This is a genomic window from Marinobacterium marinum, assembly GCF_013868415.1.
In the GTDB taxonomy this organism is placed as follows: domain Bacteria; phylum Pseudomonadota; class Gammaproteobacteria; order Pseudomonadales; family Balneatricaceae; genus Marinobacterium; species Marinobacterium marinum.
Genome location: NZ_JACEMT010000041.1, coordinates 113,169 through 139,150 on the forward strand (window position 1 = coordinate 113,169; position 25,982 = coordinate 139,150).

Consider the following 25,982-nt stretch of genomic DNA (forward strand, 5'->3'; position numbering starts at 1 on the left):
GTTCGGAATCAGGCAGCGCCTTCCGCTTCCAGGAACTCCTTGGCGAAGCGCTGCAGTACGCCACCAGCCTTGTAGGTCGCTACTTCAGCAGCGGTATCCAAACGGCAGGTCACCGGCACTTCAACGGTTTCACCGTTGCGACGGTTGATTACCAGCGTCAGGTCTGCACCCGGTGCAATCTCGCCCTTCACATCATAGGTCTCGGTACCATCGATGCCATAGGTGTGGCGGGTATCACCTTCCTTGAACTGCATCGGCAGTACGCCCATGCCGACCAGGTTGGTACGATGGATACGTTCGAATCCTTCGGCCACGATCGCTTCCACGCCAGCCAGACGCACGCCCTTGGCCGCCCAGTCACGGGACGAGCCCTGACCGTAGTCGGCACCGGCAACGATGATCAGGTTCTGCTTGCGGTTCATGTAGGCTTCAATGACTTCCCACATGCGCATCTGCTGACCTTCCGGCTCCAGACGCGCCAGAGAACCCTGGATCACCTCACCCTGGTCATCCAGGCACATTTCGTTCAGCAATTTCGGGTTGGCAAACGTTGCACGCTGAGCAGTCAGGTGGTCACCACGGTGAGTCGCGTAGGAGTTGAAGTCCTCCTCCGGCAGGCCCATTTTGGCCAGGTACTCACCGGCCGCAGAACTGGCCAGGATTGCGTTGGACGGAGACAGGTGGTCAGTGGTGATGTTGTCACCCAGTACTGCCAGAGGACGCATGCCGCTCAGGGTACGTTCACCGGCCAGCGCACCTTCCCAGTACGGCGGACGACGGATGTAGGTGGACATTTCACGCCAGTCGTACAGCGGGCTTTCCGCCTCTTCAACCTGACCCAGGTCGAACATCGGGATATAAACCTGCTTGAACTGTTCCGGCTTCACGCTTTCCTTGACGATCGCATCGATCTCTTCGTCCGACGGCCACAGATCCTTCAGGGTAACCGGGTTACCGTTCTGGTCGGTGCCCAACACGTCCTTCTCGATATCGAAGCGCACGGTGCCAGCGATAGCGTAGGCCACGACCAGTGGCGGAGACGCCAGGAACGCCTGCTTGGCATACGGGTGGATACGGCCATCAAAGTTGCGGTTACCGGACAGGACTGCTGTCGAGTACAGGTCGCGGTCGATGATCTCCTGCTGAATCTTCGGATCCAGGGCACCGGACATGCCGTTACAGGTGGTGCATGCGTAGGCTACGATGCCGAAGCCCAGCTTTTCCAGCTCCGGCAGCAGGCCGGCTTCTTCCAGGTACAGACGGGCAACCTTGGAGCCCGGTGCGAAGGAAGACTTGACCCAGGGCTTGCGGATCAGGCCGAGTTCGTTTGCTTTCTTTGCCACCAGACCGGCCGCAACCACGTTGCGCGGGTTAGAGGTGTTGGTGCAGGAGGTGATCGCCGCGATGATGACAGCGCCATCCGGCAGCAGGCCTTCTTCCTCTTCCTTACGTGCTTCCGCCAGCTTGCCTTCGTCGGCGATACCGCGTTCGTGCAGAGCCGTGGTCGGCAGGCGACGGTGCGGGTTGGACGGACCGGCCATGTTACGTACTACAGTGGACAGATCGAACTCCAGTACACGTTCGTACTCCGCCTCTTCCAGTGCAGTCGCCCAGAGGCCCGTTTCCTTCGCATACTGCTCGACCAGCGCGACCTGTTCCGGCTCGCGACCGGTCAGCTTCAGGTAGTCGATGGTCTGCTCGTCGATGTAGAACATCGCGGCAGTGGCACCGAATTCAGGCGTCATGTTGGAAATGGTGGCACGGTCACCGATGGTCAGGCTATCGGCACCTTCACCGAAGAATTCCAGATACGCACCCACCACACGCTCCTTACGCAGGAACTCGGTGATCGCCAGCACGATATCGGTGGCGGTGATGCCCGGCTGGCGCTTGCCAACCAGCTTCACGCCGACGATGTCCGGCAGGCGCATCATGGACGGGTGACCCAGCATCACGGTTTCAGCTTCCAGACCGCCGACACCGATGGCAATAACGCCCAGCGCATCGATATGCGGAGTGTGGGAGTCGGTACCGACACAGGTATCCGGGAAAGCCACGCCATCACGGGCCTGGATCACCGGCGACATTTTCTCCAGGTTGATCTGGTGCATGATGCCGTTACCGGCCGGGATCACGTCCACGTTCTTGAACGCGGTCTTGGTCCAGTCGATGAAGTGGAAACGGTCTTCGTTACGACGGTCTTCGATAGCGCGGTTCTTTTCGAACGCTTCCGGATCAAAACCTGGTGCTTCCACGGCCAGAGAGTGGTCAACAATCAGCTGAGTCGGCACCACCGGGTTGACCTTGGACGGGTCACCGCCCTGCTCGGCGATGGCGTCACGCAGACCTGCCAGATCGACCAGTGCGGTCTGCCCCAGGATGTCATGACACACTACGCGGGCCGGGTACCAGGGGAAGTCCAGGTCGCGCTTGCGCTCGATCAGCTGCTTCAGGGAATCGGTTAGCGCTTCCGGCTCACAGCGGCGCACCAGCTGTTCAGCCAGTACACGGGAGGTGTACGGCAATTTGGCATAGGCACCGGCTTCAATTGCTTCAACCGCCGCGCGGGTGTCAAAGTAATCCAGCTCAGTACCGTTCAAAGATTTACGAAATTCTGTATTCATGGCGTCGGGAGTCCATCAAGTAGTGTTCATTGACGCAGGCCTTGAGGGTACGAATGCACCCGGCCGATAGACCGAGGGAAGACGGGGTGCCGCCAGTCATGACCACACCCCGGCGCATCAGGCGCGCTCTTCGATCGGCACCCACTCGGCCGATTCAGGGCCGGTGTAGTCCGCGGACGGACGGATGATACGGTTGTTGGCACGCTGCTCCATCACGTGAGCGGTCCAGCCGGCAACACGCGAGCAAACAAAGATCGGTGTAAACAGTTCGGTCGGAATGCCCATGAAGTGATAGGCGGACGCATGGAAAAAGTCGGCGTTGCAGAACAGCTTCTTCTCGCGCCACATGACCGCTTCAACACGCTCGGAGACCGAGTACAGCACGGTGTCACCCACCTGCTCGGCCAGCTTCTCGGACCATTCCTTGATGATGGCGTTACGCGGATCGGACTCACGGTAGATCGCATGGCCGAAGCCCATGATCTTGTCCTTGCGCGCCAGCATGCCCATGATTGCCTCTTCGGCTTCGTCGGCAGACCGCCACTGCTCGATCATCGCCATGGCTGCTTCGTTGGCGCCGCCGTGCAGCGGACCACGCAGAGAACCGATCGCACCGGTTACGCAGCTATGGATGTCGGACAGCGTAGAGGCACAGACGCGAGCGGTGAAAGTGGAGGCATTGAATTCGTGTTCGGCGTACAAGATCAGGGATGCATGCATTACCTTAACGTGCAGCGGATCCGGCTTCTTGTCGTGCAGGGTCCACAAGAAGTGTTCACCGATGGAATCCGCATCGGTTTCCGTCTCGATACGCACGCCGTTGTGAGCAAAGTTGTACCAGTAGTTGATGATCGACGGGAACACGGCCAGCATGCGATCGATCTTGTCATGCTGCTCGCTGAAGTCCATTTCGGTCTCCAGGTTGCCCAACATGGAACAACCGGTGCGCATCACATCCATCGGGTGAGCATCTTTCGGGATCTGCTCCAGCACCACTTTCAGCGCTTCGGGCAGACCACGCATGCCTTTCAGCTTGGCTTTGTACGCATCCAGTTCTGCCTGGTTCGGCAGCTTGCCGTACAGCAGCAGGTAAGCAACTTCTTCAAACTGCGCCTTGTCGGCCAGTTCCTTGATGTCGTAACCACGGTAGGTCAGGCCGGCACCGGTTTTACCCACGGTACACAGTGCGGTTTCACCTGCGGACTGTCCACGCAGGCCGGCGCCACCGAGTTTCTTTGCTTCTGCCATCTGTATCTCCTTAATCTGTTGTCGGGAGGCCGAACCTCCCTGTACCAGTTATCTCGATCCGCAAAACGGATGATGACTTATATTTATTTGTTTTTGCCTTCTTTGAAGAGGGCGTCCAGCTTCTGCTCGAAGTCGTGGTAGTTGAGGAAATCATACAGTTCCATACGGGTCTGCATGGTATCGACAACCGCTTTCTGGTCACCGTCTTTCATCAGGTGTTCGTACACATTCAGGGCTGCCTTGTTGGCGGCGCGGAAAGCCGACAGCGGATACAGCACCATGCTGGCACCGGCTTCAGCCAGCTCGGCCTTGTTGAACAGCGGTGTCGCGCCGAATTCGGTGATATTGGCCAGCAGGTGCGCACCGTTGATACCGTCAGCGAAGGCACGATAGTCATCCAGTGTATGTACAGCTTCAGCAAAGATGCCATCTGCACCCGCTTCCAGGCACGCCTGGGCACGTTCAACCGCCGCGTTCAACCCTTCCATCTGGAAGGCATCGGTACGCGCCATGATGAAGAAATTGTCATCATTCCGAGCATCAACCGCAGCTTTCACACGATCAACCATCTCTTCCAGTGATACGATTTCCTTGTTCGGACGATGTCCGCAACGCTTCTGCGCAACCTGGTCTTCCAGATGTACAGCAGCCGCACCGCCCTTTTCCATTTCCTTGATGGTACGCGCGATGTTGAACGCACCACCCCAACCGGTATCAATATCAACCATCAGCGGGGTATCAACGGCGCTGGTAATACGACGAACGTCTTCAACCACATCATTCATCGAGGTCATGCCAAGGTCAGGCAGGCCGTAAGACGCGTTCGCAACACCGCCTCCGGACAGGTAGATTGCCTGATGGCCCACACGCGTCGCCATCATTGCATTGTATGCGTTGACGGTACCCACGATCTGCAGCGGCTTGCTCTCGGCCAGCGCTTTACGGAAGCGCGCACCCGCAGTCAGTTTCTCAGCCATGTTTATCCCCTTCTGGTTTGGTATCGGTATCCAGTTTGGCCTCGATATTCCGACGTGCCGCACTGATATGACGGCGCATCAGCATCTCGGCCAGCTCTTCGTCACGAGACTCGATGGCATCAATAATCTGACGATGCTCTTTGAGCGCCCGCTTGGGACGAGAACTGGAAACACTGAATTGATAGCGGTACATACGTACCAGGTGGTACAGGTCATCACCCAACAGTTCCAACAGCTTGGAATTCTTGCTGCCCTGTACAATTCGATAATGGAAGTCCAGGTCGCCCTCTTTCTGAAAATAAGAGCGTCCTTCTCGCTGTTCGACAGAGGCTTCATGCTCGTCAAGCAACTGCTTGAGGCTCGCAATTTCGTCATCTGTCATGTTCTTCGCTGCCAAACGGCAGGCCATGCCTTCAAGTGCTTCACGCACTCGATAAATCTCGATCAGTTCACGTGTCGACAGCTGTACGACCCGAGCACCCACATGCGCCTTGCGTTCAACCAGTCGCCATCCTTCCAAACGACGTATGGCTTCACGCAGAGGCCCACGACTGATGCCATAGGTGCGCGCCAGTTCCGGCTCGCTGATCTTCTGGCCCGGAGGGATTTCACCCTTGACGATGGCCGTTACGATCTGACGACAGACACGATCCGCCAGTGTTCGCGTTTCAGGCTCCAGAGGAACCACTTTCAGCTCTACGCTTTTTTTACTCACGCTCTGCACAACCCTGATTCAAGATTGTCGACAATATTTTCAGAAGCAACAATACCGATGCCAAAACCGAGCGTCAACTCAACCATAGCGAAAAATTGTCAACATCAGACAAAAGTCTAGGGGGAATCCCTCAGACTCTTTCGAGGTGACGTTTCAACTCATCATTCATGATACGCGCGATCTGGCGCGGCTTTTGAAATGGTAAGGAGTGATCCGTTCCCGGCACCATGAAGTAGTGCCAGTTAGCCATGCGTTCAGCCAAACTTAAATGCAATTGATGCATCAGTTCGACACTCTGGCCGCCAATGAAGCTACTGACATCCCCCTGCGTAGCCAATAACACCTCTCGATCAATCGTGTTGATCGCCGCCGTGACCGCATCCAGAGAATTCGCAAAACCCAGGGGTCTGCGCGCCAAGCGGCTGACGGCAACCGACTCGGCCTGGACCGACACCTTTCGTTTGGGCGAAATGGTATCGAGAAACTGCCGGATACCCTGATCCCGATCCACCGAGCGCAGATGTACGGCCGCTTCCGAGTAACGGCGACGCAACTCGACCGTACTGCCCCAGTCAGGGCGATCCAGTACCGCCGATTCCAGCAGGTACTGCTTGCCAACCCGATCACGGCAACGCTGCTTGAGCAACATACTCACCAGCCCGCCCAAGGAGTAGCCTCCCAGATCAAACTGCCACCAGCCCATATGATCCACCAGAGCGGCCATATCATTCACAAGATCATGCACATCAAAAGCATGCTCCTGCCCGTCAGGGTAGTAACTGCCCCCGGCTCCACGCAAATCCGGTACCAGTATCTCGCTCCACTCACTCAAAAAGGCGGTCAACATGTGCCAGGTGTCTTCGCCGGCTACCCCCGCACCATGGATCAATAATAAACGGCGAGAGGAATGGGCCTCCCGATTGCGGTACAAACGGTAATGCAGCTGCTGATCCGGCAGCGACAAGCGATCTTCCTGAATGGCAAAAGGGTGTTTCATAATCGGCTTCCACAACATATCAATGACATATTATAAGCAACACGAGACTCGGGGCGTAGCCAAGCCCTCTCGGGATGCTAGAATATGATCTTTTGCCGAGGCCACGGGTTGATTAAGCAGCAATACCTTGATTATGAATTGAACGCACATACGCTGCTGGAGCGTCTTCGACCACTTGGCCACGCAGTACTGCTGGACAGCAGCCACCCTCAAACCGATCGGGGCCGCTACGATATCATCGCCGCCGCCCCTGATCGTGTTATCCGTTTTGATCACGGGTGCCTCCAGGTCTGCGATGACCACCAACGCGCTCTGGATACCGGCTCGCTATCACCATTTGAATATATGGATCAATGCCTGGCTGAACTGGGGCAACCAAATTCCACCCCTGACCTGCCCTTCTGCGGCGGCCTGATCGGCCTGTTCGGCTATGACCTGGGGCGCTCACTTGAGCAGCTGCCCGAGCACGCCGATGCGGATATCGATTACCCTCAACTGGTGGCAGGGCGCTATCTCTGGGCCGTGGTGATCGATCACCACCACCGCAGTTCACGCCTCATCAGCCACCCGCTAACCGATCCCGTACGACTGGAACAGGCGAAAACCCGACTGCTCACCCCCGCAACCAATCACGACATGCAGTTTCGCCTCACCTCAATGTTCAACAGCAACCTGAGTGCCGAAGCCTACGGCAACGCCCTGAAACGCATCGATGACTACATCCATGCCGGAGACTGCTACCAGATTAATTTCGCCCAACGCTTTCAAGCACATTACACCGGCGACCCCTGGCAGGCCTATCGGGCACTGCGCACTGTAGCACCAACCCCCTTTGCCGCCTTCATGGACATGCCCGAGGGCTCTATCCTGTCGCTGTCGCCGGAACGTTTTCTGCTCTCTGATTCAAGCGGCGCCGTCGAAACTCGCCCCATCAAAGGCACGCGCCCGCGCGGCAAAACGCCAGCCGCTGACCGGGCGCTGGCCGATGAGCTGTTCCACTCAACCAAAGACCGGGCCGAAAATCTGATGATTGTTGATTTGCTGCGCAATGACCTGAGCCGCAACTGCGCTCCCGGCAGCATTCAAGTACCGGAGCTGTTCAGCATTGAGACCTACCCGAATGTACATCATTTGGTCAGCGTTATCCGCGGACAACTTAAGACCGGGACGGGCCCCCTGCAACTGTTGCGTGATGCTTTTCCCGGAGGCTCCATTACCGGCGCGCCCAAAATCAGAGCAATGGAGATCATTGATGAGCTTGAGCCTCAACGTCGTGCGATCTATTGCGGCTCCATCGGCTATGTCAGCTGCTGCGGGCGCATGGACACCAACATCACTATTCGCACACTGCTGTGCCAGGAAGGATCAATCTACTGCTGGGCCGGCGGCGGGATTGTAGCGGACTCACGCATTGAGGATGAATACCAGGAAACCTTCAACAAGGTTGGCAACCTGATCGAGTGCCTGCAGCAGCAGGCCTGATACTCGACCCCGCGTCAATCAGCCCTGATTGACGCCCATCTGCTCCAGCAGGCGCTGGGTACGCTGAGTGAACGCCAACCGCTCATCCTTATCGACTCCATCCGCAACCGGTATCGGTGCAGTCATTGCATTCACTGGACGACCGTTGACGTGCAGCTCATAATGCAGATGCGGACCGGTCGAGCGCCCCGAATTGCCGGACAAGGCTATTTTCTGCCCGCGACTGACGGTCTGGCCTTTTGTTACCAGAGCCTTGCTCAAGTGCAGGAAACGCGTTTTGTATTTTTCACCGTGCTCAATGACGATGTACAGCCCGGCATAAGGATGCTTGGTGACGCGCGTTACTACACCATCACCCGTTGCCAGAACGGGCGTCCCTATCGGCGTGGCAAAATCAGTACCGTTATGAGGACGTACTCGCCCAGTCACCGGGTGCTTGCGGAAGGGGTTGAAATGAGAACTGAGCCGATACTTGCCCTTGGTAGGGTAGCGTATAAAGGCACTCGCCAGGCTCTCGCCATTCAGGTCATAGAATTGCCCTTCAAAATTGAAGGCGGTCAACTCACGGGAGCGATTGAGGATACGCAAACCTTCCAGCCGTGTATTACCGGTCGCTTCGCCATCCACATACTGTTCGGCACGCACAACCTGAAAGCGATCACCGGCCCTCAGGTCTCGGCGGAAATTAATTTTATCCTGCAACAGCGCCGATACACGTTGTATTTCAGAAGCACGTAAGCCGGCTCGTTTGGCCGAATTATAGAAGCTGCCATTGATCTCTCCGGCAAGCATCTCTTCACGCCACTCACCCTCTAGACGCACTTCGCTGTATTCAAAAACTTCTGCCGCAGCGCGGGTAAATACAACCTGTTCCGCTGCACTGAACCTGAGTTCCAGCTGATGCAACTGCCCCGACTCAAGCCAGAAACCCAACTTGTCGCCAGGCTTGAGCGTATCCAGCGCCAGGATGGAAACATCGCTTTCCAGCACTTGATACATCTCTTTTTGGGAGACACCCAGGCGCTCAAAAATAGTACTCAGAGTATCACCCGATTGGATCGTGTAAACATAATCGGGGATACTCAACTGAGTCAAAGATGTCGGCTCTTCAGCCTGCAGATCGACCGCCGCGGATTCGGGGAGTTTCAACGGCAGCGAGTACTCCAACGGCTGAAACGAGAAGGCCCCGAGCATGAGCGCTGCGGCGGGCAGGTAAATGCCCAGCATCAGCGGCTTGCGCAAATATCTTTTCATTATTCAGGACCTCCTACGAACAGCCTTGATGGACGATACCCTCAAGGCAGGTTACTGCAATAAATCAGATCGTCAGATCACGTACACTCGCCTTGACGAACTCGGCCTTGAGATCTTCGTAGCTGTGAACCGCCGGGAACTGCGGAAATTCACTGATCACGTTCTGCGGCGCATGGAATAAAATTCCCGACTCCGCCTGTGTCAGCATGGTGGTATCGTTATAAGAGTCACCGGTAGCAATGACCCGGTAATTCAGCAGCTGAAACGCACGCACGGACTGACGCTTGGGGTCACGCTGACGCAGGGTGTAATCGGTAATGCGGCCCTGCTCATTGACTTCCAGCTTATGGCACAACAGGGCCGGATAGCCCAACTGCTTCATCAGGGGAGCCGCGAATTCGTAAAACGTATCGGACAGAATAACGACCTGAAAACGCTCGCGCAACCAGTCAACGAAATCGCGCGCGCCTTCCAGAGGCGACAAACGGCTGATGGTATCCTGGATTTGCGGCAAGGTCAGACCGTGCTCATCCAGAATACGCAGTCGCTGCTTCATCAGCACATCGTAATCCGGGATGTCCCGCGTCGTAGCCTTCAACTCTTCAATACCGGTTTCCTCGGCAAACGCAATCCATATTTCGGGAATCAGAACACCTTCCAGGTCAAGACAAGCCAGTTCCACGCGGGACGCCTCCAGTCAGTTAATAAAGTGCGCAACAATGTACCCTGTCACCTATTCCCTTTCAATGCTCTGGCAGCTCAAGATCTTCAAACAGCGCCTCAATATCGTGACGATTTTTGCATGCCTGCACCTGGCGCACCAGGTCGGGTGTCAAATGCGGCGCAAATGTCTGGATAAACTCATACATATACCCCCGCAGAAAACTGCCCTTGCGGAAACCGATACGGGTGATGCTGGGCTCAAAAAGATGACTGGCATCCAGTGCTACCAGACCATCATCCTTACCTTCCTCAAACGCCATAGTCGCGATAATACCCACGCCAAGCCCCAGGCGCACGTAGGTCTTGATTACGTCGGAGTCAACAGCCGTCAACACCACCTTCGGCTCCAGCCCCCTGTTGGTGAAGGCATCATCCAGCTTGGAACGACCAGTAAAGCCGAACACATAGGTGATAATCGGCCACTCAGCCAAAGCTTCCAACGTCAACTCGGGCAGTTCGGTCAACGGATGCCCTTCCGGCACAACAACGGACCGGTTCCACCGATAGCAGGGCATCATGATCAGGTCACTGAAGTGCGACATTGCCTCGGTCGCTATCGCAAAATCCACCGTGCCATCGGCAGCCATTTCCGAGATCTGCATTGGCGTACCCTGGTGAATATGCAGGGACACATCGGGATAAACCTTGATGAAATCATGAATGGTTGATGGCAAGGCATAACGCGCCTGAGTATGAGTAGTGGCCACTTCCAGTTTGCCCTTGCGCTCATCACTGAACTCCTGAGCAACCTGACGAATGGCCTCACATTTTTGCAGCACCTCGCCCGCGATCGCCAGAATCGCTTCCCCGGCAGGTGTCACACGAGTCAGATGCTTGCCACTGCGCGCAAACACCTCCACACCCAGCTCATCCTCAAGCAGACGAACCTGCTTGCTGATACCGGGCTGGGACGTGTACAGACTTTGTGCGGTTGCCGACACGTTCAGGTCATGACGGGCCACTTCCCATATGTAGCGCAGTTGCTGAAGCTTCATCGATCCACCCCATGAAAGGTTATAAATATTCCATGCAATATAACATCAAGGAATAAACAAGCAAAACCCCGGCCATCGATATCTACATCAGGCGCGCTGTTTGATGCGACGCACCTCTTCTTCCAGCGCTTCAGCTCTCTGCTCGGCCGCCTGGGCCCGCACCTGAATTTTCAACACGTCATCTTCACGCTGCTGCAGCTGAGCTCGCAACTGCGCTTCCCGGCGCGCACTATCACTGCTGGTTTCCACCTGTTTCTGACTCACGGCCTGCAAACGCTCTTCCAGTTGCTTCACCTGCTCCTCGGTCCGCTTGTTTCGATTTGCGGCCGACAACAGCTGAGCGCTCATCTGAGCCTGTTCACGCTGCTGCTGAGCATCTTGCGACTGCAGCCCCCGCATGACTTCATCCTGTGTTCGCAACTGATTACCCAAAGCTTCCGATTTGGCATCACTGCGAGCCAGACGTGCGCGCAGCTCATTCAGCTCACGAGTCAAATCCGCCTCTTTGCGACCACTTTCATCCCGCAATTTTTCCAAAGCGTTCCGATAATGCCGGGTGTCGACCTCGGCACGCGCCAGAGCTTCCAAGTTATGGCGCTGTTCGTCACGAACACGCTGATCAAATACTCGCTGCGCATCCTCATAGGTCTTGCGCAACTGCTCCAGCTCTTGCACAGCACTGGCTCTGAGCTGTTCTTCCTTCTTCAGTTCGGCATTTTCGGCGGACTGCTCGTTGCGCACCTGCTGCAGCTCGGTTTCCAGCTCGGTCTGCCGCTCTTTAGACTGACTCAACTTGAACGCCTGCTCACGGTAACGCTGCTCCAGCTCGGCAATTTCATCTCGAGCACGTTTCAAGGCATCATCGCACGCCCGCTGTTTCTCATCGCTTGCGGGATCGGAAATCGGAGCCTGCCGCCCCAGCTCTTCACTCGCCTCCTGCACTGCCTGACGCCATACACGCACAAACAGTTGTTGCATGCTATCCGGAACACCCATAGCCGTAGAGGGCCCTGTCAACTCCTGCAAGCGAACTCGCGACGGCAATTGCGCCCGCCACTCAACCAGCAACCGCTCAATTTCGGCAGGCTCGGCGCTGGATAATCGCGCCTCCAGGCCTTCCAGAGTCGGCATTTCGCCCGACAGCAGGCTTTGATCGGCAAGGGTAAATATTTTGGTTCTGAACTGCGAATCCATTACTGTGTTCCTGTATTCACTCCACTCGGTCATCGGCAAGGCGTGACAAGGCTTTCTCGGTATCAGTGTCCAAAGGTGCGTCCACTCGCAAGCGCTCGCCATCCGGCATGTGCAGTTCCAGCCGAGCGGCATGCAGCATCAATCGTCTGATGCCCTCCTGCCGAAACACTCGATTATCATCATCCGGCGTGTACTTGATATCACCGACTATCGGGTGGCCCGCAAACTGCGTATGAACTCGGATCTGATGCGTACGCCCCGTTAACGGCCGCGCCTCGATGAGCGTGGCAAAGTCCTGATATCGACGCAGCACCTTGAACTCCGTTACCGATGGTTTGCCCTCAGGATGCACTTTGACGATACGCTCACCCGATTTCAACTCAAATCGCTGCAGAGGGGCATCAACCCTGTCACGACGCCCTGGCCAACGACCAACGACCAACGCATGATAGACCTTGTTTACCTTGCGCATTCTCAAAGCATCATGCAAGTAACGCAACATGCTACGTTTCTTTGCCACCATGATGCAGCCCGATGTATCCCGATCCAATCGGTGGACCAGCTCCAGAAAACGGCAGTCTGGGCGGATCTGTCGCAACGCCTCAATCAATCCCAGGCTTACCCCGCTGCCGCCATGCACTGCCAGCCCGGCCGGTTTATTGATAACAATCAGACTGTCACTTTCGTACAAAACTGCACGATCAAGGTGCTCAGCAAGACCCGCACCCACAGGCGCACTTTCACCCCGCTCGGCCACTCGAACGGGCGGAATACGGATCAGATCACCCGCATTCAAACGGGTTTCGGGCTTGACCCGTTTTTTGTTAACCCTCACTTCCCCCTTGCGTACTATGCGATAGATAAGACTCTTCGGAGCACCCTTAAGGGCCGTCCGCAAAAAGTTATCGATACGCTGTCCTGCCTGATCTGCATCCACTTCAACAAAGCGGACCTGATGTTGCTGCTCTTGTGTATACGTCATGCCAACGAAATCGACTCTCAATTGATGCCTTAGGGGGTTAACTGTTATATTCTAGCGATGCTACGGGCGGTTGGCTTTAGTAAATTTGAAAACCATGCAGCTGGCCCCGCCTTTTTTCAGGACGAGTGGCCGCACGCGCACTCCCACCGGTAGCTGAACATACTATTTATCGTGAAATACAACACTTTCACGTAACGCTTTCACGACCTTCGTCAGACGGAAGGTTCAGTTGGAGGTGAAGACGCACGCTGACCAGGAACCTGCCCGCGCCGACTGGCCCGGGTAGCCACAACCAGAGACTATAATGACAGAGGTCTGCGTTTCCTTCACTGTCGATCGTGGCGGCCCGCCGATTGCGTGGCTGCACATGTTGCCTGCACAACCGGCAACCGCATCCAAAGACTGGACATTGACTTTCTCCCTCACAGCCAGGGCGAGAAGCGTTGCGTTTATGAGAACGCACACGACATGAAAAGAATGCTGATTAACGCAACTCAACCCGAAGAGTTGCGCGTCGCGCTGGTGGATGGCCAGCGCCTGTTCGACCTGGATATCGAATCCGACAGCCGCGAGCAGAAAAAAGCCAACATCTACAAGGGCCGCATTACTCGGGTAGAGCCCAGCCTTGAAGCCGCTTTCGTCGACTTTGGTGCCGAACGCCACGGTTTTCTGCCACTGAAGGAAATCTCGCGCGAATACTTCTGCAAGCAACCCGAACGCGGGCAGCGCCCCAACATCAAGGAAGTCATCAAGGAAGGCACCGAAGTCATCGTTCAGGTTGACAAGGAAGAGCGCGGCAACAAGGGCGCCGCTCTGACCACCTTTATCAGTCTGGCTGGACGCTATCTTGTTCTGATGCCCAACAACCCCCGTGCAGGCGGCATTTCCCGCCGCATAGAAGGTGAAGACCGCACCCAACTCAAGGAAGCCCTGTCCGGCACCAACATACCCGACGGCATGGGTGCCATCGTGCGCACGGCAGGCATCGGCCGCAGCTCGGAAGAACTGCAATGGGACCTGGATTACCTGACCACTCTGTGGGACGCTATTCAGGCCGTTAACGAACGCCCGGCCCCCTTCCTTGTCTATCAGGAAAGTGATGTTGTCATCCGCGCCATTCGCGATTATCTGCGCGCCGATATCGGCGAGGTACTGATCGATAATCCCAGCGTATACGAACAGGCCCTGCTGTTTGTTCAGCAAGTCATGCCAAGCTACGAAAGCCGCATCAAGCTGTACAAGGAACAGACACCTCTATTCAACCGCTTCCAGATCGAAAGCCAGATTGAAACCGCCTTCGAACGCGAAGTAAAACTGCCCTCTGGCGGTTCTATCGTAATTGACCCGACTGAAGCGCTGGTCTCCATCGATATCAACTCCGCCCGCGCCACCCGCGGCAGCGACATTGAAGAAACCGCTCTGCAGACCAACCTGGAAGCAGCGGAAGAGATCGCCCGTCAGTTGCGTCTGCGCGATATCGGCGGCTTGGTGGTCATCGACTTTATCGACATGACCCCCATTAAAAACCAGCGTGAAGTCGAAAACCGCCTCCGCGATTCCCTGAAGCTGGATCGAGCCCGTGTTCAGATGGGTCGTATCTCCCGCTTCGGCTTGCTGGAAATGTCTCGCCAGCGCCTGCGCCCGTCTCTGGCCGAGTCTCGCGGCAGCGTATGTCCGCGCTGCCACGGACAGGGCACCATTCGCGATACCGAGTCACTGGCACTGTCAATCCTGCGCCTGATCGAAGAAGAGTCATCCAAAGACCGTACCGCCCAAATCCGTGCCATTTTGCCGGTTTCCGTTGCCACCTACTTGCTCAACGAAAAGCGCCCCGAAGTACACGCGATCGAGATGCGCCATCAAGTGCGCATTGTGGTTGTTCCCAACCCGAACATGGAAACACCTCACTATGAGGTCGTACGCTTGCGTGACGATCACACGGTCACCACAACCCAGGATGCCAGCTACAACCTGCAGCTCGATGCCGAACCGGCACAGCAGGAAAGCAGTCGCACACCGGCCGCCAAACGCGAGCAGGCAGCCGTCAAAGCGGTCGCCCCTCCCACACGTGCTCCACAACCCATCAGCGAAGACCAGCCGACCCCTCGAGCTACCGACAAAGGCAGCGACAGAAAAGTCGAAGCTGCCACTACAGCTGCACCCTCGTTCGGCGACCGCATTTTGGGCGCGCTACGCAGTATTTTTGGCGGTGACAAGAATGCGCCGGCACAAACCGGTAAGCCCGCCAACAAGAACGCTCAAGCCGAACCCAAGGCCGAACGAGAATCTGCCGGCCAAACCAAGCGCGGCAACCGTGAAGAACGCAGCGAAGAAAGCAAGAATAACCGCGACCGCCGCTCTCGCAGCAGCAATCGCCGCGACTCCGACCGTCGACGCAGCAACCGCGACAAGCGCGACACTGACGAGATCATCACGATAGAGCCGGATCAGGTAGCTGCACCAACGACTGAAACAGAGTCATCCAGCAAGAGCGACGAGAAAAAAGACAGTAGCCGCCGTCGTCGTCGTCGCGGCCGCCGCGACGACACCCAGGATACCAAATCAGCCGATACCGGTAGCACGGACAGCAAAACACAACCGGCTCAGGACAAGAAGCCGAACGAGCAGGATGAAGGCAGTCGTGCATCCCGCCGCCGTGGCCGCCGTCGCCGCAATACCGAAGAGCGTACCGCGACACGCACAGCTCTGCCTGAAGAGATGCGCGACACCCAAGCGGAGCAGGAAATTCAGTCTCTGTTGAGTGAGCAGAAGATCACCAACGAAACGCTGAATACCGCTGAAGCTGCACCAACCCCTGCCACAAGCAAAGTGGCTGAAGTGGCTGAAGTGGCTGAAGTGGCTGAAGTGGCTGAAGTGGCTGAAGTGGCTGAAGTGGCTGAAGTGGCTGAAGTGGCTGAAGTGGCTGAAGCCAATGCAACGCCAGCGCCGGCTACCGAGCAAGCGGCAGAAACGGCAAAAGCCGCTGAAGCTTCCCCCGCAGACAACGGCACCGCGGCAACACAAGCGGACGCCCCGCAATCGGGAGCAAAAACGGCTGATGATCAAGATGGAGACAGCGAAAAACCCAAGCGCAACACTCGCAGTCGACGTCGCCCGGCCCGTGGCCGCAAATCCGAGAACAAGACTGAGCAAAACACTTCCTCTGAAGCAGAGTCTTCTGTTTCAAGCGGGGAAACACAGCAGGAACTTGCTCTCGAAGTCGATGCGCCAGAGTCACACGGAGCCGAAGGCAAGCAGGAAGTGACGCCCCCCTTCCCGCAGGAGGAGGCTCCGCAAGAGCAAAAGCCGGAAGAGGCACAACACGCAACGGTAACGGCGGCAGATACACCGATACCCACGCAGAGCGAAACGGGTAAACCTGTCACTGAAGCGAAGCCTGCGATCGAAGCAGCCAAGACTCCAGAGGAAGAGGCTCACTCCGAAGCATCGGCCACCCCGGCAGCGGAAGCAACAGCCGAGCAGCCGCGCTCACGCCGCCGTGCAGGCCGCGCACCCAACGACCCTCGCGAAGTCCGTCGCCGCCAGCAACAGGCGGCCGAACAGAGCCAACCCGATACTGACCAGCAGTAGGGTCAGCCGAAGACTAAAAAGCCGCTGCAGTCTTGATACTGCAGCGGCTTTTTTTGTCTCTCTATCAACCTTCAGGTCAGGGGTAAAAACGAGGCTCTGGCTCCAGCTCGACACCAAAGCGCTCTCGCACTTTCAACTGTATATACTCGGCCAGTCGCTCAATGGCTTCGCGGTCTCCCCCACCCCAGTTCACCAACACCAAAGCCTGATCAGGGTACACACCCACTGAATTCTGACGATAGCCTTTAAGCCCACAGCGATCAATCAGCCAGCCTGCTGCAAGCTTGCATCCACCCGAAGAGTCCGGATAAAACACCAGATCAGGCTCCTGCGTACACAGGCGCCGGCACTCTTTATCGCTAATGACTGGGTTCTTGAAAAAGCTGCCGGCATTACCCACCCGATCCGGGGACGGCAACTTGCTTCGCCTTACAACACAAACAGCATCAAATACCTGCTGTGGATCAGGCTCCCTCACATCACCCAGCGCCGTACGCAACGCTGCATAGCCTACCTGCACATCGGGAATCAGGCTCAAATTCAACTCAACTGCCGTGATAATATAACGTCCCGGCTCACCCGACTTGAACAGGCTATCGCGGTAGGCAAAACCACATGCCTCACGCTCCAGTATTTTCAACCGGCTTTCCATACAATCAAAAACTTCAACCCGACTCAGACGATCCTTCAATTCCACGCCATAAGCACCGATATTCTGGACCGGAGCAGCCCCCACAGTTCCTGGAATCAATGCCAGGTTTTCCAGGCCGTACCAGCCCTGACGAAGCGTGTGCTCAACAGTTTCATGCCAGCTCTCTCCGGCACCCACCCAAAGCCTGACTCGATCTGCCTCTATTGTCGGCTCCCAACGTCTGATCGCCATACATGCCACAACACCCGGCACATGTTCAGCCAACACCAGATTACTGCCACCACCCAGCACCAACAAAGGCTGGGGATCTTGAGACAACCGCCCCATCAGCTGCGCCAATTGCTCGGTATCACGAATCATGACCAACTGGTCCGCCGTCACCTCGAAACCGAACGTATTCAAATGCCTCAGCGAAGCCTGATACTCGATGCTCAAATCACTCAATGCCAGACTCCTGCAAGCGCCGGTATAATCCCTGACTCGCAACCTCGACCAGATCCAGCACCTCCTCAAATCCCTGTTCGCCCGATGTATAGTATGGGTCCGGTACTTCCTTGTGCTTTACGCCCTCGGCAAAATCAAGAAACAGCCCCAGATGACCGTGAAAACCGCGTGGACACAAGCGGCGCAGATCGCGCAGGTTGGCGTCATCCATCGCTAAAATATAATTAAAGCGTTCGAAGTCCGCCGCTTCGACCGCCCGGGCACGCAAATGCTCCAGCGCGTAACCTCGGCGACGAGCCGCTACCTGAGTACGCGGATCCGGCGCCTTGCCAATGTGATAGGCCGCCGTGCCTGCCGAATCGATCAGGAAAGATTCCGATTCTCCTTTCCGCTCGACCAAGTGTTCGAACACACCATGCGCACTGGGTGACCTGCAAATATTGCCCAAGCAAACGAAGAGAACTGAAATTTTTTCCATAAAATCAACACCTTATGCATAAAAACAGGGCTAAATAACACATAAAAAAGGCACCTGTTTGGCCATTATAAATCAAAAGGTTGCAAAAGAGTTTTCAAACGCGGCAAATGGGAGCAGGTCGACCCAGAACCAAAACAGGCGCCCTGGGAGGCGCCTGTTTTTTTCATCATCAACCATGTTTTACTCAGTCAATCAGAGTATCAATTAGATCAATCATGAATTCCGTTTGCTCTTCTTCCATCAAATCCCAGCCATCAAGCCCCATGCTCTTGAGCACTTCACGGCCTTTAGGGTCTTCTTCCATACCAAGCAAACGCTCCGTCAGCAATTCCACATGCTCTTGCATGCGCGGACCAACAACCAGAGTGTGGTGCACCACACTAATCTGGCTATTCACCAGCGATTTGGTCTTGCTGCGCACCAGATCGGACAACTCGTCATAACCGGCTTTCAGGAAAAAACCAACATCAGCCTGACCGTTCAACAACGCCTTGGCAACCAGTACATAGTTGTCGTATTCGCGGAAGGTGACATTATTTTTATCCAAGTCCGCTGATTCCAGCATGATCATACCCATGGTATGAACGTCCGGATCGGCCGTCGTAGCAATAGTAATACCCGACTCCAAATCTTCTACGGAGTTGCGTTCATCATCCTGGCGCACCGCAATAACCGTTTCATCTGCACGGTTGCGAGGGCGCACCAAGACCTTGAACCCAAGCTCACGCACCAGCATCGACGCATCATAGGGATTCGCGTAAATCAGGTCGATTTTTCCGTTCCGGATATCTTTACGCTGCTCCTCAAAGCCATCGTACAGTTCCAGATGCACCCCTGTACCCAGCTGGCGCTGCAACCAAGTATTGAAGATAAACCAACCGGAAAGATGAGCCGGCGGAAAATCCGGACTCACTGATAAATTCAATGTCATCGCGTTACCTCGCCTAGCGCAGCGTCTCGTACAGAGCTTCGCTCTCCTTGATTTTGCTGCGCGATGGCTTACGGCGGACGGAAGTATATCCGACCAGCTCGCCATTACGAATGTTCGGTATAACGGTCGCCTTGACCCAGTAATAGGCCCCATCCTTGCGCAGATTTTTTACGTATCCCTGCCACTTTTTCCCCTGAGCTACCGTATCCCACAGGTCCTTGAACGCCACAGCCGGCATATCGGGATGCCTCAGGATGTAGTGATTCACGCCCAGCAACTCTTCGCGAGCATACCCCGACATTTCAATAAATGCACGGTTGGCATGAGTGATAACACCGCTCGGGTCGGTACGGGAGACAATCAGCTTGCCATCTGGATAGGGAACCTCACGGTCAACAATCTTGGCCAGTCGTTCCGTACTGTCAAAATACTTGATCAGCACCTCACGAACCGAGCCTGTATCATGTTCGGACATATTCACTCCAAACCAGGAAAGAAGCGTGCACTCAACCAATCAGCATCCATGCACGCCAGGCAAAAGGTTGTTTCAGAGAATCTTGCCGATGGCGTCAGCTGCACGCTTGACATCCAGGAAGATCAGACCCAAACGCGCATTGGTCTTGGCAACAACGGTCAGTACGGATTCCTGGTTTGCATGTGTCATCAGGATATAACCGTTTTTACCCTTGACCAGAACCTGCTCCAGCTCACCGCGAGCCAGCTCCTGAGACGTCCGCTCACCCAATGAAAGCATTGCGGCACTCATCGCACCCACACGGTCTTCGTCCATACCGGCCGGCAGGAGCGCATCGATCACCAGGCCATCTGTAGAAATCACTGCAGACGCTTCGATTTCAGCAGAAGTGCCGTTGAGATCGTTAAGAATAGAAGTCAACATTTCTGAGCGCATGGTAGTCTCCTTTTAGGCCATTAGCGCTGGTTGTAATTCTGTATGAAACGGCTAACCCGTTTCATCAGTAATCCAGGTAGCGTCGGATCAGAACCGACATCAAATCTACAAAAGGCTGCCTGTTCAAATGTGGCATCCCTTCCAGAATCAAGAGAAACTTCTGCTCCCCGACATGCAGGGTCCAGAACCCCAACTCACTCTGGCCGACTGCATCAATCAGCGCCCAGGATGAGCCATCAATACCAAGGTGACGGCCCAGCAACGCCTGATGGCGCTCGTGCATGGACACCAGGTCTGCCGCCATACCGGCGATCGCTTCAGCTTCTTCATCTTCAAAGCCGGACTGCCCCAGACAGAAGCCCTGGTCATCCGCCAACAACACACGACCATCGGCCAGGCTCGGCAGCAGCTTGGGCAACAACTCTTCAATCGTCCCCCCGGCAATGCTTTCAGGTGCTTCCGGCAGGTCAATGAAGCCATGCTGCACCGCCTTGTCGAGCAGCGTTTCAGCTTCAGCTTCCGGCAGGCCGGTCAGTTTCTGCAACAAGGAGCCGAGGTACGGAATGTGCGTATCAGCACTCAGCAACTGCAGCAACAAGGCACGCAGTGTTTCCGGTTCGGTATTCAGGGTGGCGTAGTACGCGCCACTGGGTGTGACCTGAAAATACCGCGGGGTATCATTTTGCTCTTGATTCACGGTTAAACTCCGAAAGATCCATTGGTGTGATACACACGTTTTCGGTCAGGGGCAGAACAGACCGATGGCGTCCGCTGCCACAAAGAACGAGAATACGAAACGTTGAGGCACACCCAACATAGACGCTATATTTTGTGCAGACAAACGCTGGCTTTGCCAAAGCTCCGCAATACTTCTTGCGTGAGGCGTCTCAAGCAAACGCTCGAAATCCGGCATTTCATCCAGCACCCGCGGCTGCTCTGCCGACAATGTATCCGGGACGCGTCCGCGCGCCGTAAAAAGTGCCAACTGCCACAGCAACTCATCAGCGGCCACCTTGCGCCCCTGGGGCAACTCGGCCTCGGCACTTCGCTCCTGCAGAGAAATTTCATCAAATCCGAAACGGGTACGCGTCAACTGCAACAGCAGATCCGCATCGACTCCAACGAGAAAAGCCCTCTCGGCCGGGAGATAAAGCAACGCACCCGGCACTCCCAGCACTTGCTGTACCTTGCCTGATTCATTACCCTGCTGAATGCAGCGTTGAATCCAGGGCAGCAACAAGCCATCAAGACTGAAGTAAGCCCGGCGACGCTCATGCGCCGAATCCAGATTGACATCCGGCAAACTGCCGCAGCACTGCTGAATCATTTCTGCAGACAATTTGGGAGGCTGCAATATATCTTCCGGCTCTTCAACAGGCTCGGATGCCGGTCGCGACGGCGCACGCTGTTGCTGCTCCTGAAGCGCCTGCTGGGCTTCAAAAATCAGGCTGTTCAGCTCATTACGCTCGACACTAAAGCGACTACGCAAGGCCTCGCCTTCTCGCTGCAAGCCATCCCCTTTCCAGGCAGAGAGCGCCGCACTACTGCGCTCTTTGCGCGCTTCCCATTCGGCAAAAACCGCTTCTCGCACCTTGTCCTGCTCACTCGCAGCCACTCGATCGCCGGCAATTCTACCGCCTGCTTCATCATGCAACTGGTCAGCAGCATCCAGCCTGCCATGCAACTGCACCAAGGCAGCCTGTAACGCGCTTATTGTCAGCGGACGGTGAATAACGATATCTGTCGCAGTAACGCGCGACGTGCTCGATGGATCTACCACCGCAATCCGGGGCTGATCATGTTGCGCCAGCCATTTTTCAGTCTGGGCCGATTCTTCTCGATCACTGAAGCCGACAATCAGTGCCTCTGCATGATTCACATCAGACAGAAGGAATCCATCCCCTTTATTGCCTTTAAAGAAAAGCTCCAGCATTGCTGCCTCATTGGCAGCAAAACCGATGACTCCAATTGAGTGCTTACCACCGAACGACATATTCAAATCCTTCTAAGGCGGTGTTCAGTGTAGTTTCTGTCTGGAAAACTGCATGCAACGCCCATTGCTCAAAACCGCATGTTCAAGGGGCAGATCAACCAACCGCGACAAGTCTCGTGTGTCGACGGCCTTGTTCATTGCGATTCGGTGATCACTGTGCAGCAGGGGACCCGATTGTTGAATAAGGCGATTGACCAAAAATTGACCTCGCCCGCGCAGCACCAGCAACAGATCGATCAAGGCACCGGTCAGCTGTTCGTTATCAGCGCACTGAATAGCGAGATAAATACGTCGGATATGATTACGCAATATCCGAGGGCGAGCCGCTACCAGGCGCGTAAGGTAACGCAGCGCAACAGTTGGCTGAACGCCGATATAGATCAGTCGCTTGTCGGCTTGCAGATTAAACATGATCTGCAATTTTGAAAGCTGTAAATCCGCCTTTATCATGCGCTCATCCTGTGCGACTTCAGCCGGACTGTCTGCTGAACTCATCGAGGCTACCTCCTGCCTGAGATAATGTATTGATTTGTTATACGTAGCTTTTCGCTGGATTTCAAACACAGCTAATTGAAACTTGACCGGCATCAAAAGCACCTACTCGTAAAACACGGAAAATCCAAGTTTTCCCGCACTCTTCAGGCACATGAAAGCCGATGGTCACTTTAACACCTGCATCTTTTCAATCTTATGAAACAACATGTTAGATGAAAAACCAAGAACGTGCCGGTCACACCATGACTTTTTTCGCCCACACCTCTCTTTTCTGGATTCAAATGTCTCTCTGGAATGACATACGCATGTTTAAATCTATCGTTCGCCATATTGAGAAACATGACAATCCTATCCCCGCCCCATTTCCTCCTAATAAAGGCAGACAAACATCAGCCTGACGACAAGGAGACCACCGAGGTAAACCGAACCCTTATTTACACCTGCAATTGTGAATTTCAATAATCGTGTAAGCCCTTGTTCCCCGCATGATTGGGACTCTTATACTTTGGTCAGGTAATTGTGTCGACAATCTTAACTTTGTAGCTGCCTTCCGCTAGAATTCGCCTCGCCAATCACCATTCGATACCTAGTCGATACGCCGTCGGTGGAGGTTTACCACTCCGGCGTCCGGCGGTGAAAACAGATGAGGGCCATATCGTGCTTGAAGCTTATCGTAAACATGTAGAAGAACGCGCCGCCGAAGGCGTCCCTCCGAAGCCGCTTGACCCTGAGCAGACATCCGCTCTGGTCGACCTGCTGAAGACCCCGCCTGCTGGCGAAGAAGAATTCCTGCTGGACCTGATCACCAACCGCGTACCCGCGGGTGTTGACCAGGCCGCTTACGTCAAGGCCGGTTTCCTGGCAGCGATCGCCAAAGGTGAGACCTCCTCTCCTCTGATCGACGAAGTAAAGGCTGTTGAACTGCTGGGCACCATGCTGGGCGGCTACAACATCGCACCGCTGATCGAGTGCCTGGATAATGAAGCGCTCGCACCCACTGCAGCCAAGGCTCTGTCTCACACACTGCTGATGTTTGACGCCTTCCACGATGTTCAGGAAAAAGCGACTGCCGGTAATACATTTGCCAAGCAGGTTATGCTCTCTTGGGCTGAAGGCGAATGGTTCACTTCCAAGCCGGAACTGGCCGAGAAAATCACCGTTACCGTCTTCAAGGTACCGGGCGAAACCAACACCGACGACCTGTCTCCCGCCCCGGATGCCTGGTCACGTCCCGACATCCCGCTGCACGCCAATGCGATGCTGAAGATGGAACGTGAAGGCATCAATCCGGAAGAACCCGGTGTTAAAGGCCCGCTGGCCCAGATCGAAGAAGTCAAAGCCAAAGGCTTCCCGGTCGCTTACGTGGGTGACGTAGTCGGTACCGGCTCTTCACGCAAATCTGCTACCAACTCCGTACTGTGGTTCTTCGGTGATGACATCCCGAACGTACCGAACAAGCGCGCTGGCGGCTACTGCTTCGGTGGCAAAATCGCTCCGATCTTCTATAACACCATGGAAGATGCCGGTGCCCTGCCGATCGAAATGCCGGTTGACAACCTGAATATGGGCGATGTCATCGACGTTTACCCGTTCGAAGGCAAAGTATGCAAACACGGTACTGACGAAGTCATCTCCACTTTCGGCCTGAAAACTCAGGTTTTGATCGACGAAGTACGTGCCGGCGGCCGTATCCCGCTGATCATCGGCCGTGGCCTGACCGAAAAAGCCCGTGAAGCACTGGGCATGGGTACGTCCGACCTGTTCCGTAAGCCGGAACAGCCGGCTGATACCGGCAAAGGTTACACCCTGGCACAGAAAATGGTCGGCAAGGCTTGCGGCATGGACGGTGTACGTCCGGGCATGTACTGCGAACCGAAGATGACTACTGTTGGTTCCCAGGATACCACTGGTCCGATGACCCGTGACGAGCTGAAAGACCTGGCGTGCCTGGGCTTCTCTGCCGATCTGACCATGCAGTCGTTCTGTCACACTGCGGCTTATCCGAAGCCGGTTGACGTGAACACTCACCACACCCTGCCGGACTTCATCATGAACCGCGGCGGCGTTTCTCTGCGCCCGGGCGACGGTGTTATCCACTCTTGGCTGAACCGCATGCTGTTGCCGGACACCGTGGGTACTGGTGGTGACTCTCACACCCGCTTCCCGCTAGGCATCTCTTTCCCGGCCGGTTCTGGTCTGGTTGCCTTCGCAGCAGCTACCGGCGTTATGCCTCTGGACATGCCAGAATCCATTCTGGTTCGCTTCAAGGGCAAGCGCAACCCGGGCATCACCCTGCGTGACCTGGTACACGCCATCCCTTACTACGGCATCAAGCAGGGCCTGCTGACCGTAGAAAAAGCCGGCAAGAAGAACGCATTCTCCGGTCGTGTACTGGAAATCGAAGGTCTGGAAGAACTGACTGTCGAACAGGCGTTCGAACTGTCCGATGCATCTGCCGAACGTTCCGCTGCAGGCTGCACGATCACTTTGTCCGAAGACTCTGTTGCCGAGTACCTGCGCTCTAACATCGTGATGCTGAAGTGGATGATCGCTGAAGGCTACGGTGATGTACGCACCATCGAGCGCCGCATTAAAGGCATGGAAGAGTGGCTGGCCAACCCGAGCCTGATGCGTGCTGACGCTGACGCTGAATACGCTGAAGTGATCGAAATCGACCTGTCCGAAATCAAGGAGCCGATCCTGTGCGCTCCGAACGATCCGGACGATGCCCGCCTGCTGTCTGAAGTACAGGGCGAGAACATTGATGAAGTGTTCATCGGCTCTTGCATGACCAACATCGGACACTTCCGTGCCGCCGGTAAACTGCTGGAATCTTCCGGCAAGTCTATCCCGACACGCATGTGGATTGCCCCGCCGACCAAGATGGACCAGGCACAACTGAGCGACGAAGGTTATTACAATATCTTCGGCAAGGCCGGCGCACGCATGGAAATGCCGGGCTGCTCCCTGTGCATGGGCAACCAGGCACGTGTTGCCGCGAAGTCTACAGTTGTTTCCACTTCAACTCGTAACTTCCCGAACCGTCTGGGCGATGGCGCCAACGTATACCTGGCATCTGCCGAACTGGCAGCTGTTGCGGCACTGGAAGGCAAACTGCCGACCGTAGCCGAGTACATGGAATACGCCAGCAAGCTCGATAGCATGTCAGGTGAAATTTACCGCTACCTGAACTTCGACCAGATGGATAACTATGTCGAAAAGGCCAGCAACGTTATCCCGACCGCTGAAGCCTGATCCATAAGAGGGTGCCAAAAGCACCCTCCATTTGACGAAACA

At 55.6% G+C, this 25,982-nt stretch carries 21 protein-coding genes; 3 read left to right on the forward strand and 18 right to left on the reverse strand.

Annotation, left to right across the window (positions count from 1 at the left end):
- Positions 1 to 8: 8 nt before the first annotated feature.
- The 5 genes from acnD to H1S06_RS05740 form a co-directional block, all read right to left on the reverse strand.
- Entirely contained in the window at positions 9 to 2,624 is a 2,616-nt protein-coding gene (gene acnD, locus H1S06_RS05720; protein WP_181738125.1) for a Fe/S-dependent 2-methylisocitrate dehydratase AcnD, read from the reverse strand.
- A 117-nt stretch (positions 2,625 to 2,741) separates the two neighbouring features.
- Positions 2,742 to 3,872, reverse strand: coding sequence for a bifunctional 2-methylcitrate synthase/citrate synthase (prpC, locus tag H1S06_RS05725; protein ID WP_181738127.1), 1,131 nt, complete (start codon positions 3,870 to 3,872; stop codon positions 2,742 to 2,744).
- An 83-nt stretch (positions 3,873 to 3,955) separates the two neighbouring features.
- A complete protein-coding gene (gene prpB / locus H1S06_RS05730; protein ID WP_181738129.1) occupies positions 3,956 to 4,849 on the reverse strand; it encodes a methylisocitrate lyase in 894 nt (297 codons plus the stop codon).
- Positions 4,842 to 5,564 carry a GntR family transcriptional regulator gene (locus tag H1S06_RS05735; protein ID WP_181738130.1) on the reverse strand — a complete coding sequence of 241 codons (723 nt, stop codon included), beginning with the start codon at positions 5,562 to 5,564 and terminating at the stop codon, positions 4,842 to 4,844. Before H1S06_RS05735 ends, prpB begins: the two co-directional genes overlap by 8 nt.
- Positions 5,565 to 5,694: 130 nt before the next feature.
- The gene (locus H1S06_RS05740) at positions 5,695 to 6,561 is read right to left on the reverse strand and encodes an alpha/beta fold hydrolase (RefSeq protein WP_181738133.1); all 867 of its coding nucleotides are present in this window, start codon (positions 6,559 to 6,561) and stop codon (positions 5,695 to 5,697) included.
- Positions 6,562 to 6,669: 108 nt separating this feature from the next.
- Here H1S06_RS05740 and pabB point away from each other — a divergent pair, with 108 nt between their 5' ends.
- On the forward strand, positions 6,670 to 8,043 hold the full coding sequence (pabB, locus tag H1S06_RS05745; RefSeq protein ID WP_181738135.1) for an aminodeoxychorismate synthase component I: 1,374 nt from the start codon (positions 6,670 to 6,672) through the stop codon (positions 8,041 to 8,043).
- An 18-nt stretch (positions 8,044 to 8,061) separates the two neighbouring features.
- On the opposite strand, the gene H1S06_RS05750 is transcribed toward pabB, so the two are convergent.
- From H1S06_RS05750 to rluC, 5 genes are all read right to left on the reverse strand, one after another.
- A complete protein-coding gene (locus tag H1S06_RS05750) occupies positions 8,062 to 9,297 on the reverse strand; it encodes a peptidoglycan DD-metalloendopeptidase family protein (RefSeq protein WP_255482912.1) in 1,236 nt (411 codons plus the stop codon).
- 64 nt (positions 9,298 to 9,361) lie between these two features.
- A complete protein-coding gene (gene thrH / locus H1S06_RS05755) occupies positions 9,362 to 9,979 on the reverse strand; it encodes a bifunctional phosphoserine phosphatase/homoserine phosphotransferase ThrH (protein ID WP_181738137.1) in 618 nt (205 codons plus the stop codon).
- 61 nt (positions 9,980 to 10,040) lie between these two features.
- A complete protein-coding gene (gene cysB / locus H1S06_RS05760; protein WP_181738139.1) occupies positions 10,041 to 11,015 on the reverse strand; it encodes an HTH-type transcriptional regulator CysB in 975 nt (324 codons plus the stop codon).
- Between the two features lie 87 nt (positions 11,016 to 11,102).
- Positions 11,103 to 12,209, reverse strand: coding sequence for a DNA-binding protein (locus H1S06_RS05765; RefSeq protein ID WP_181738141.1), 1,107 nt, complete (start codon positions 12,207 to 12,209; stop codon positions 11,103 to 11,105).
- A 16-nt stretch (positions 12,210 to 12,225) separates the two neighbouring features.
- Positions 12,226 to 13,191: a 23S rRNA pseudouridine(955/2504/2580) synthase RluC gene (gene rluC, locus H1S06_RS05770; protein ID WP_181738143.1), complete on the reverse strand. Its 966-nt coding sequence runs from the start codon at positions 13,189 to 13,191 to the stop codon at positions 12,226 to 12,228.
- 468 nt (positions 13,192 to 13,659) lie between these two features.
- On the opposite strand from rluC, the gene rne reads away from it, so the two are divergent.
- Entirely contained in the window at positions 13,660 to 16,782 is a 3,123-nt protein-coding gene (gene rne / locus H1S06_RS05775) for a ribonuclease E (protein ID WP_255482913.1), read from the forward strand.
- A 76-nt stretch (positions 16,783 to 16,858) separates the two neighbouring features.
- On the opposite strand, the gene murB is transcribed toward rne, so the two are convergent.
- The 8 genes from murB to H1S06_RS05815 form a co-directional block, all read right to left on the reverse strand.
- Entirely contained in the window at positions 16,859 to 17,878 is a 1,020-nt protein-coding gene (gene murB / locus H1S06_RS05780) for a UDP-N-acetylmuramate dehydrogenase (protein ID WP_181738145.1), read from the reverse strand.
- Positions 17,871 to 18,356 carry a low molecular weight protein-tyrosine-phosphatase gene (locus H1S06_RS05785; RefSeq protein WP_181738147.1) on the reverse strand — a complete coding sequence of 162 codons (486 nt, stop codon included), beginning with the start codon at positions 18,354 to 18,356 and terminating at the stop codon, positions 17,871 to 17,873. The genes murB and H1S06_RS05785 overlap by 8 nt, the downstream gene beginning before the upstream one ends.
- Before the next feature lie 184 nt (positions 18,357 to 18,540).
- On the reverse strand, positions 18,541 to 19,287 hold the full coding sequence (locus H1S06_RS05790; protein ID WP_181738149.1) for a phosphate/phosphite/phosphonate ABC transporter substrate-binding protein: 747 nt from the start codon (positions 19,285 to 19,287) through the stop codon (positions 18,541 to 18,543).
- A 13-nt stretch (positions 19,288 to 19,300) separates the two neighbouring features.
- Entirely contained in the window at positions 19,301 to 19,762 is a 462-nt protein-coding gene (locus H1S06_RS05795) for a PAS domain-containing protein (RefSeq protein WP_181738151.1), read from the reverse strand.
- Positions 19,763 to 19,834: 72 nt separating this feature from the next.
- The gene (locus tag H1S06_RS05800) at positions 19,835 to 20,197 is read right to left on the reverse strand and encodes a roadblock/LC7 domain-containing protein (protein WP_181738152.1); all 363 of its coding nucleotides are present in this window, start codon (positions 20,195 to 20,197) and stop codon (positions 19,835 to 19,837) included.
- A 64-nt stretch (positions 20,198 to 20,261) separates the two neighbouring features.
- A complete protein-coding gene (locus H1S06_RS05805) occupies positions 20,262 to 20,894 on the reverse strand; it encodes a hypothetical protein (protein WP_328515316.1) in 633 nt (210 codons plus the stop codon).
- A 45-nt stretch (positions 20,895 to 20,939) separates the two neighbouring features.
- On the reverse strand, positions 20,940 to 22,190 hold the full coding sequence (locus tag H1S06_RS05810) for a hypothetical protein (protein WP_181738154.1): 1,251 nt from the start codon (positions 22,188 to 22,190) through the stop codon (positions 20,940 to 20,942).
- 24 nt (positions 22,191 to 22,214) lie between these two features.
- Positions 22,215 to 22,685: a hypothetical protein gene (locus tag H1S06_RS05815; protein ID WP_181738156.1), complete on the reverse strand. Its 471-nt coding sequence runs from the start codon at positions 22,683 to 22,685 to the stop codon at positions 22,215 to 22,217.
- Between the two features lie 657 nt (positions 22,686 to 23,342).
- On the opposite strand from H1S06_RS05815, the gene acnB reads away from it, so the two are divergent.
- Complete coding sequence (gene acnB / locus H1S06_RS05820; protein ID WP_181738550.1) at positions 23,343 to 25,940, forward strand: bifunctional aconitate hydratase 2/2-methylisocitrate dehydratase; 2,598 nt, start codon at positions 23,343 to 23,345, stop codon at positions 25,938 to 25,940.
- Positions 25,941 to 25,982: the final 42 nt, after the last annotated feature.

Coding starts and splice junctions, on each gene's coding strand:
- H1S06_RS05810 (WP_181738154.1), bottom strand. CDS start 22,190: ATGTCGTTCGGTGGTAAGCACTCAATTGGAGTCATCGGTTTTGCTGCC.
- H1S06_RS05785 (WP_181738147.1), bottom strand. CDS start 18,356: ATGGAAAAAATTTCAGTTCTCTTCGTTTGCTTGGGCAATATTTGCAGG.
- H1S06_RS05740 (WP_181738133.1), bottom strand. CDS start 6,561: ATGAAACACCCTTTTGCCATTCAGGAAGATCGCTTGTCGCTGCCGGAT.
- cysB (WP_181738139.1), bottom strand. CDS start 11,015: ATGAAGCTTCAGCAACTGCGCTACATATGGGAAGTGGCCCGTCATGAC.
- H1S06_RS05765 (WP_181738141.1), bottom strand. CDS start 12,209: ATGGATTCGCAGTTCAGAACCAAAATATTTACCCTTGCCGATCAAAGC.
- prpB (WP_181738129.1), bottom strand. CDS start 4,849: ATGGCTGAGAAACTGACTGCGGGTGCGCGCTTCCGTAAAGCGCTGGCC.
- H1S06_RS05815 (WP_181738156.1), bottom strand. CDS start 22,685: ATGAGTTCAGCAGACAGTCCGGCTGAAGTCGCACAGGATGAGCGCATG.
- H1S06_RS05795 (WP_181738151.1), bottom strand. CDS start 19,762: ATGTCCGAACATGATACAGGCTCGGTTCGTGAGGTGCTGATCAAGTAT.
- H1S06_RS05750 (WP_255482912.1), bottom strand. CDS start 9,297: ATGAAAAGATATTTGCGCAAGCCGCTGATGCTGGGCATTTACCTGCCC.
- acnD (WP_181738125.1), bottom strand. CDS start 2,624: ATGAATACAGAATTTCGTAAATCTTTGAACGGTACTGAGCTGGATTAC.
- rne (WP_255482913.1), top strand. CDS start 13,660: ATGAAAAGAATGCTGATTAACGCAACTCAACCCGAAGAGTTGCGCGTC.
- H1S06_RS05800 (WP_181738152.1), bottom strand. CDS start 20,197: ATGCGCTCAGAAATGTTGACTTCTATTCTTAACGATCTCAACGGCACT.
- H1S06_RS05790 (WP_181738149.1), bottom strand. CDS start 19,287: ATGACATTGAATTTATCAGTGAGTCCGGATTTTCCGCCGGCTCATCTT.
- prpC (WP_181738127.1), bottom strand. CDS start 3,872: ATGGCAGAAGCAAAGAAACTCGGTGGCGCCGGCCTGCGTGGACAGTCC.
- rluC (WP_181738143.1), bottom strand. CDS start 13,191: ATGACGTATACACAAGAGCAGCAACATCAGGTCCGCTTTGTTGAAGTG.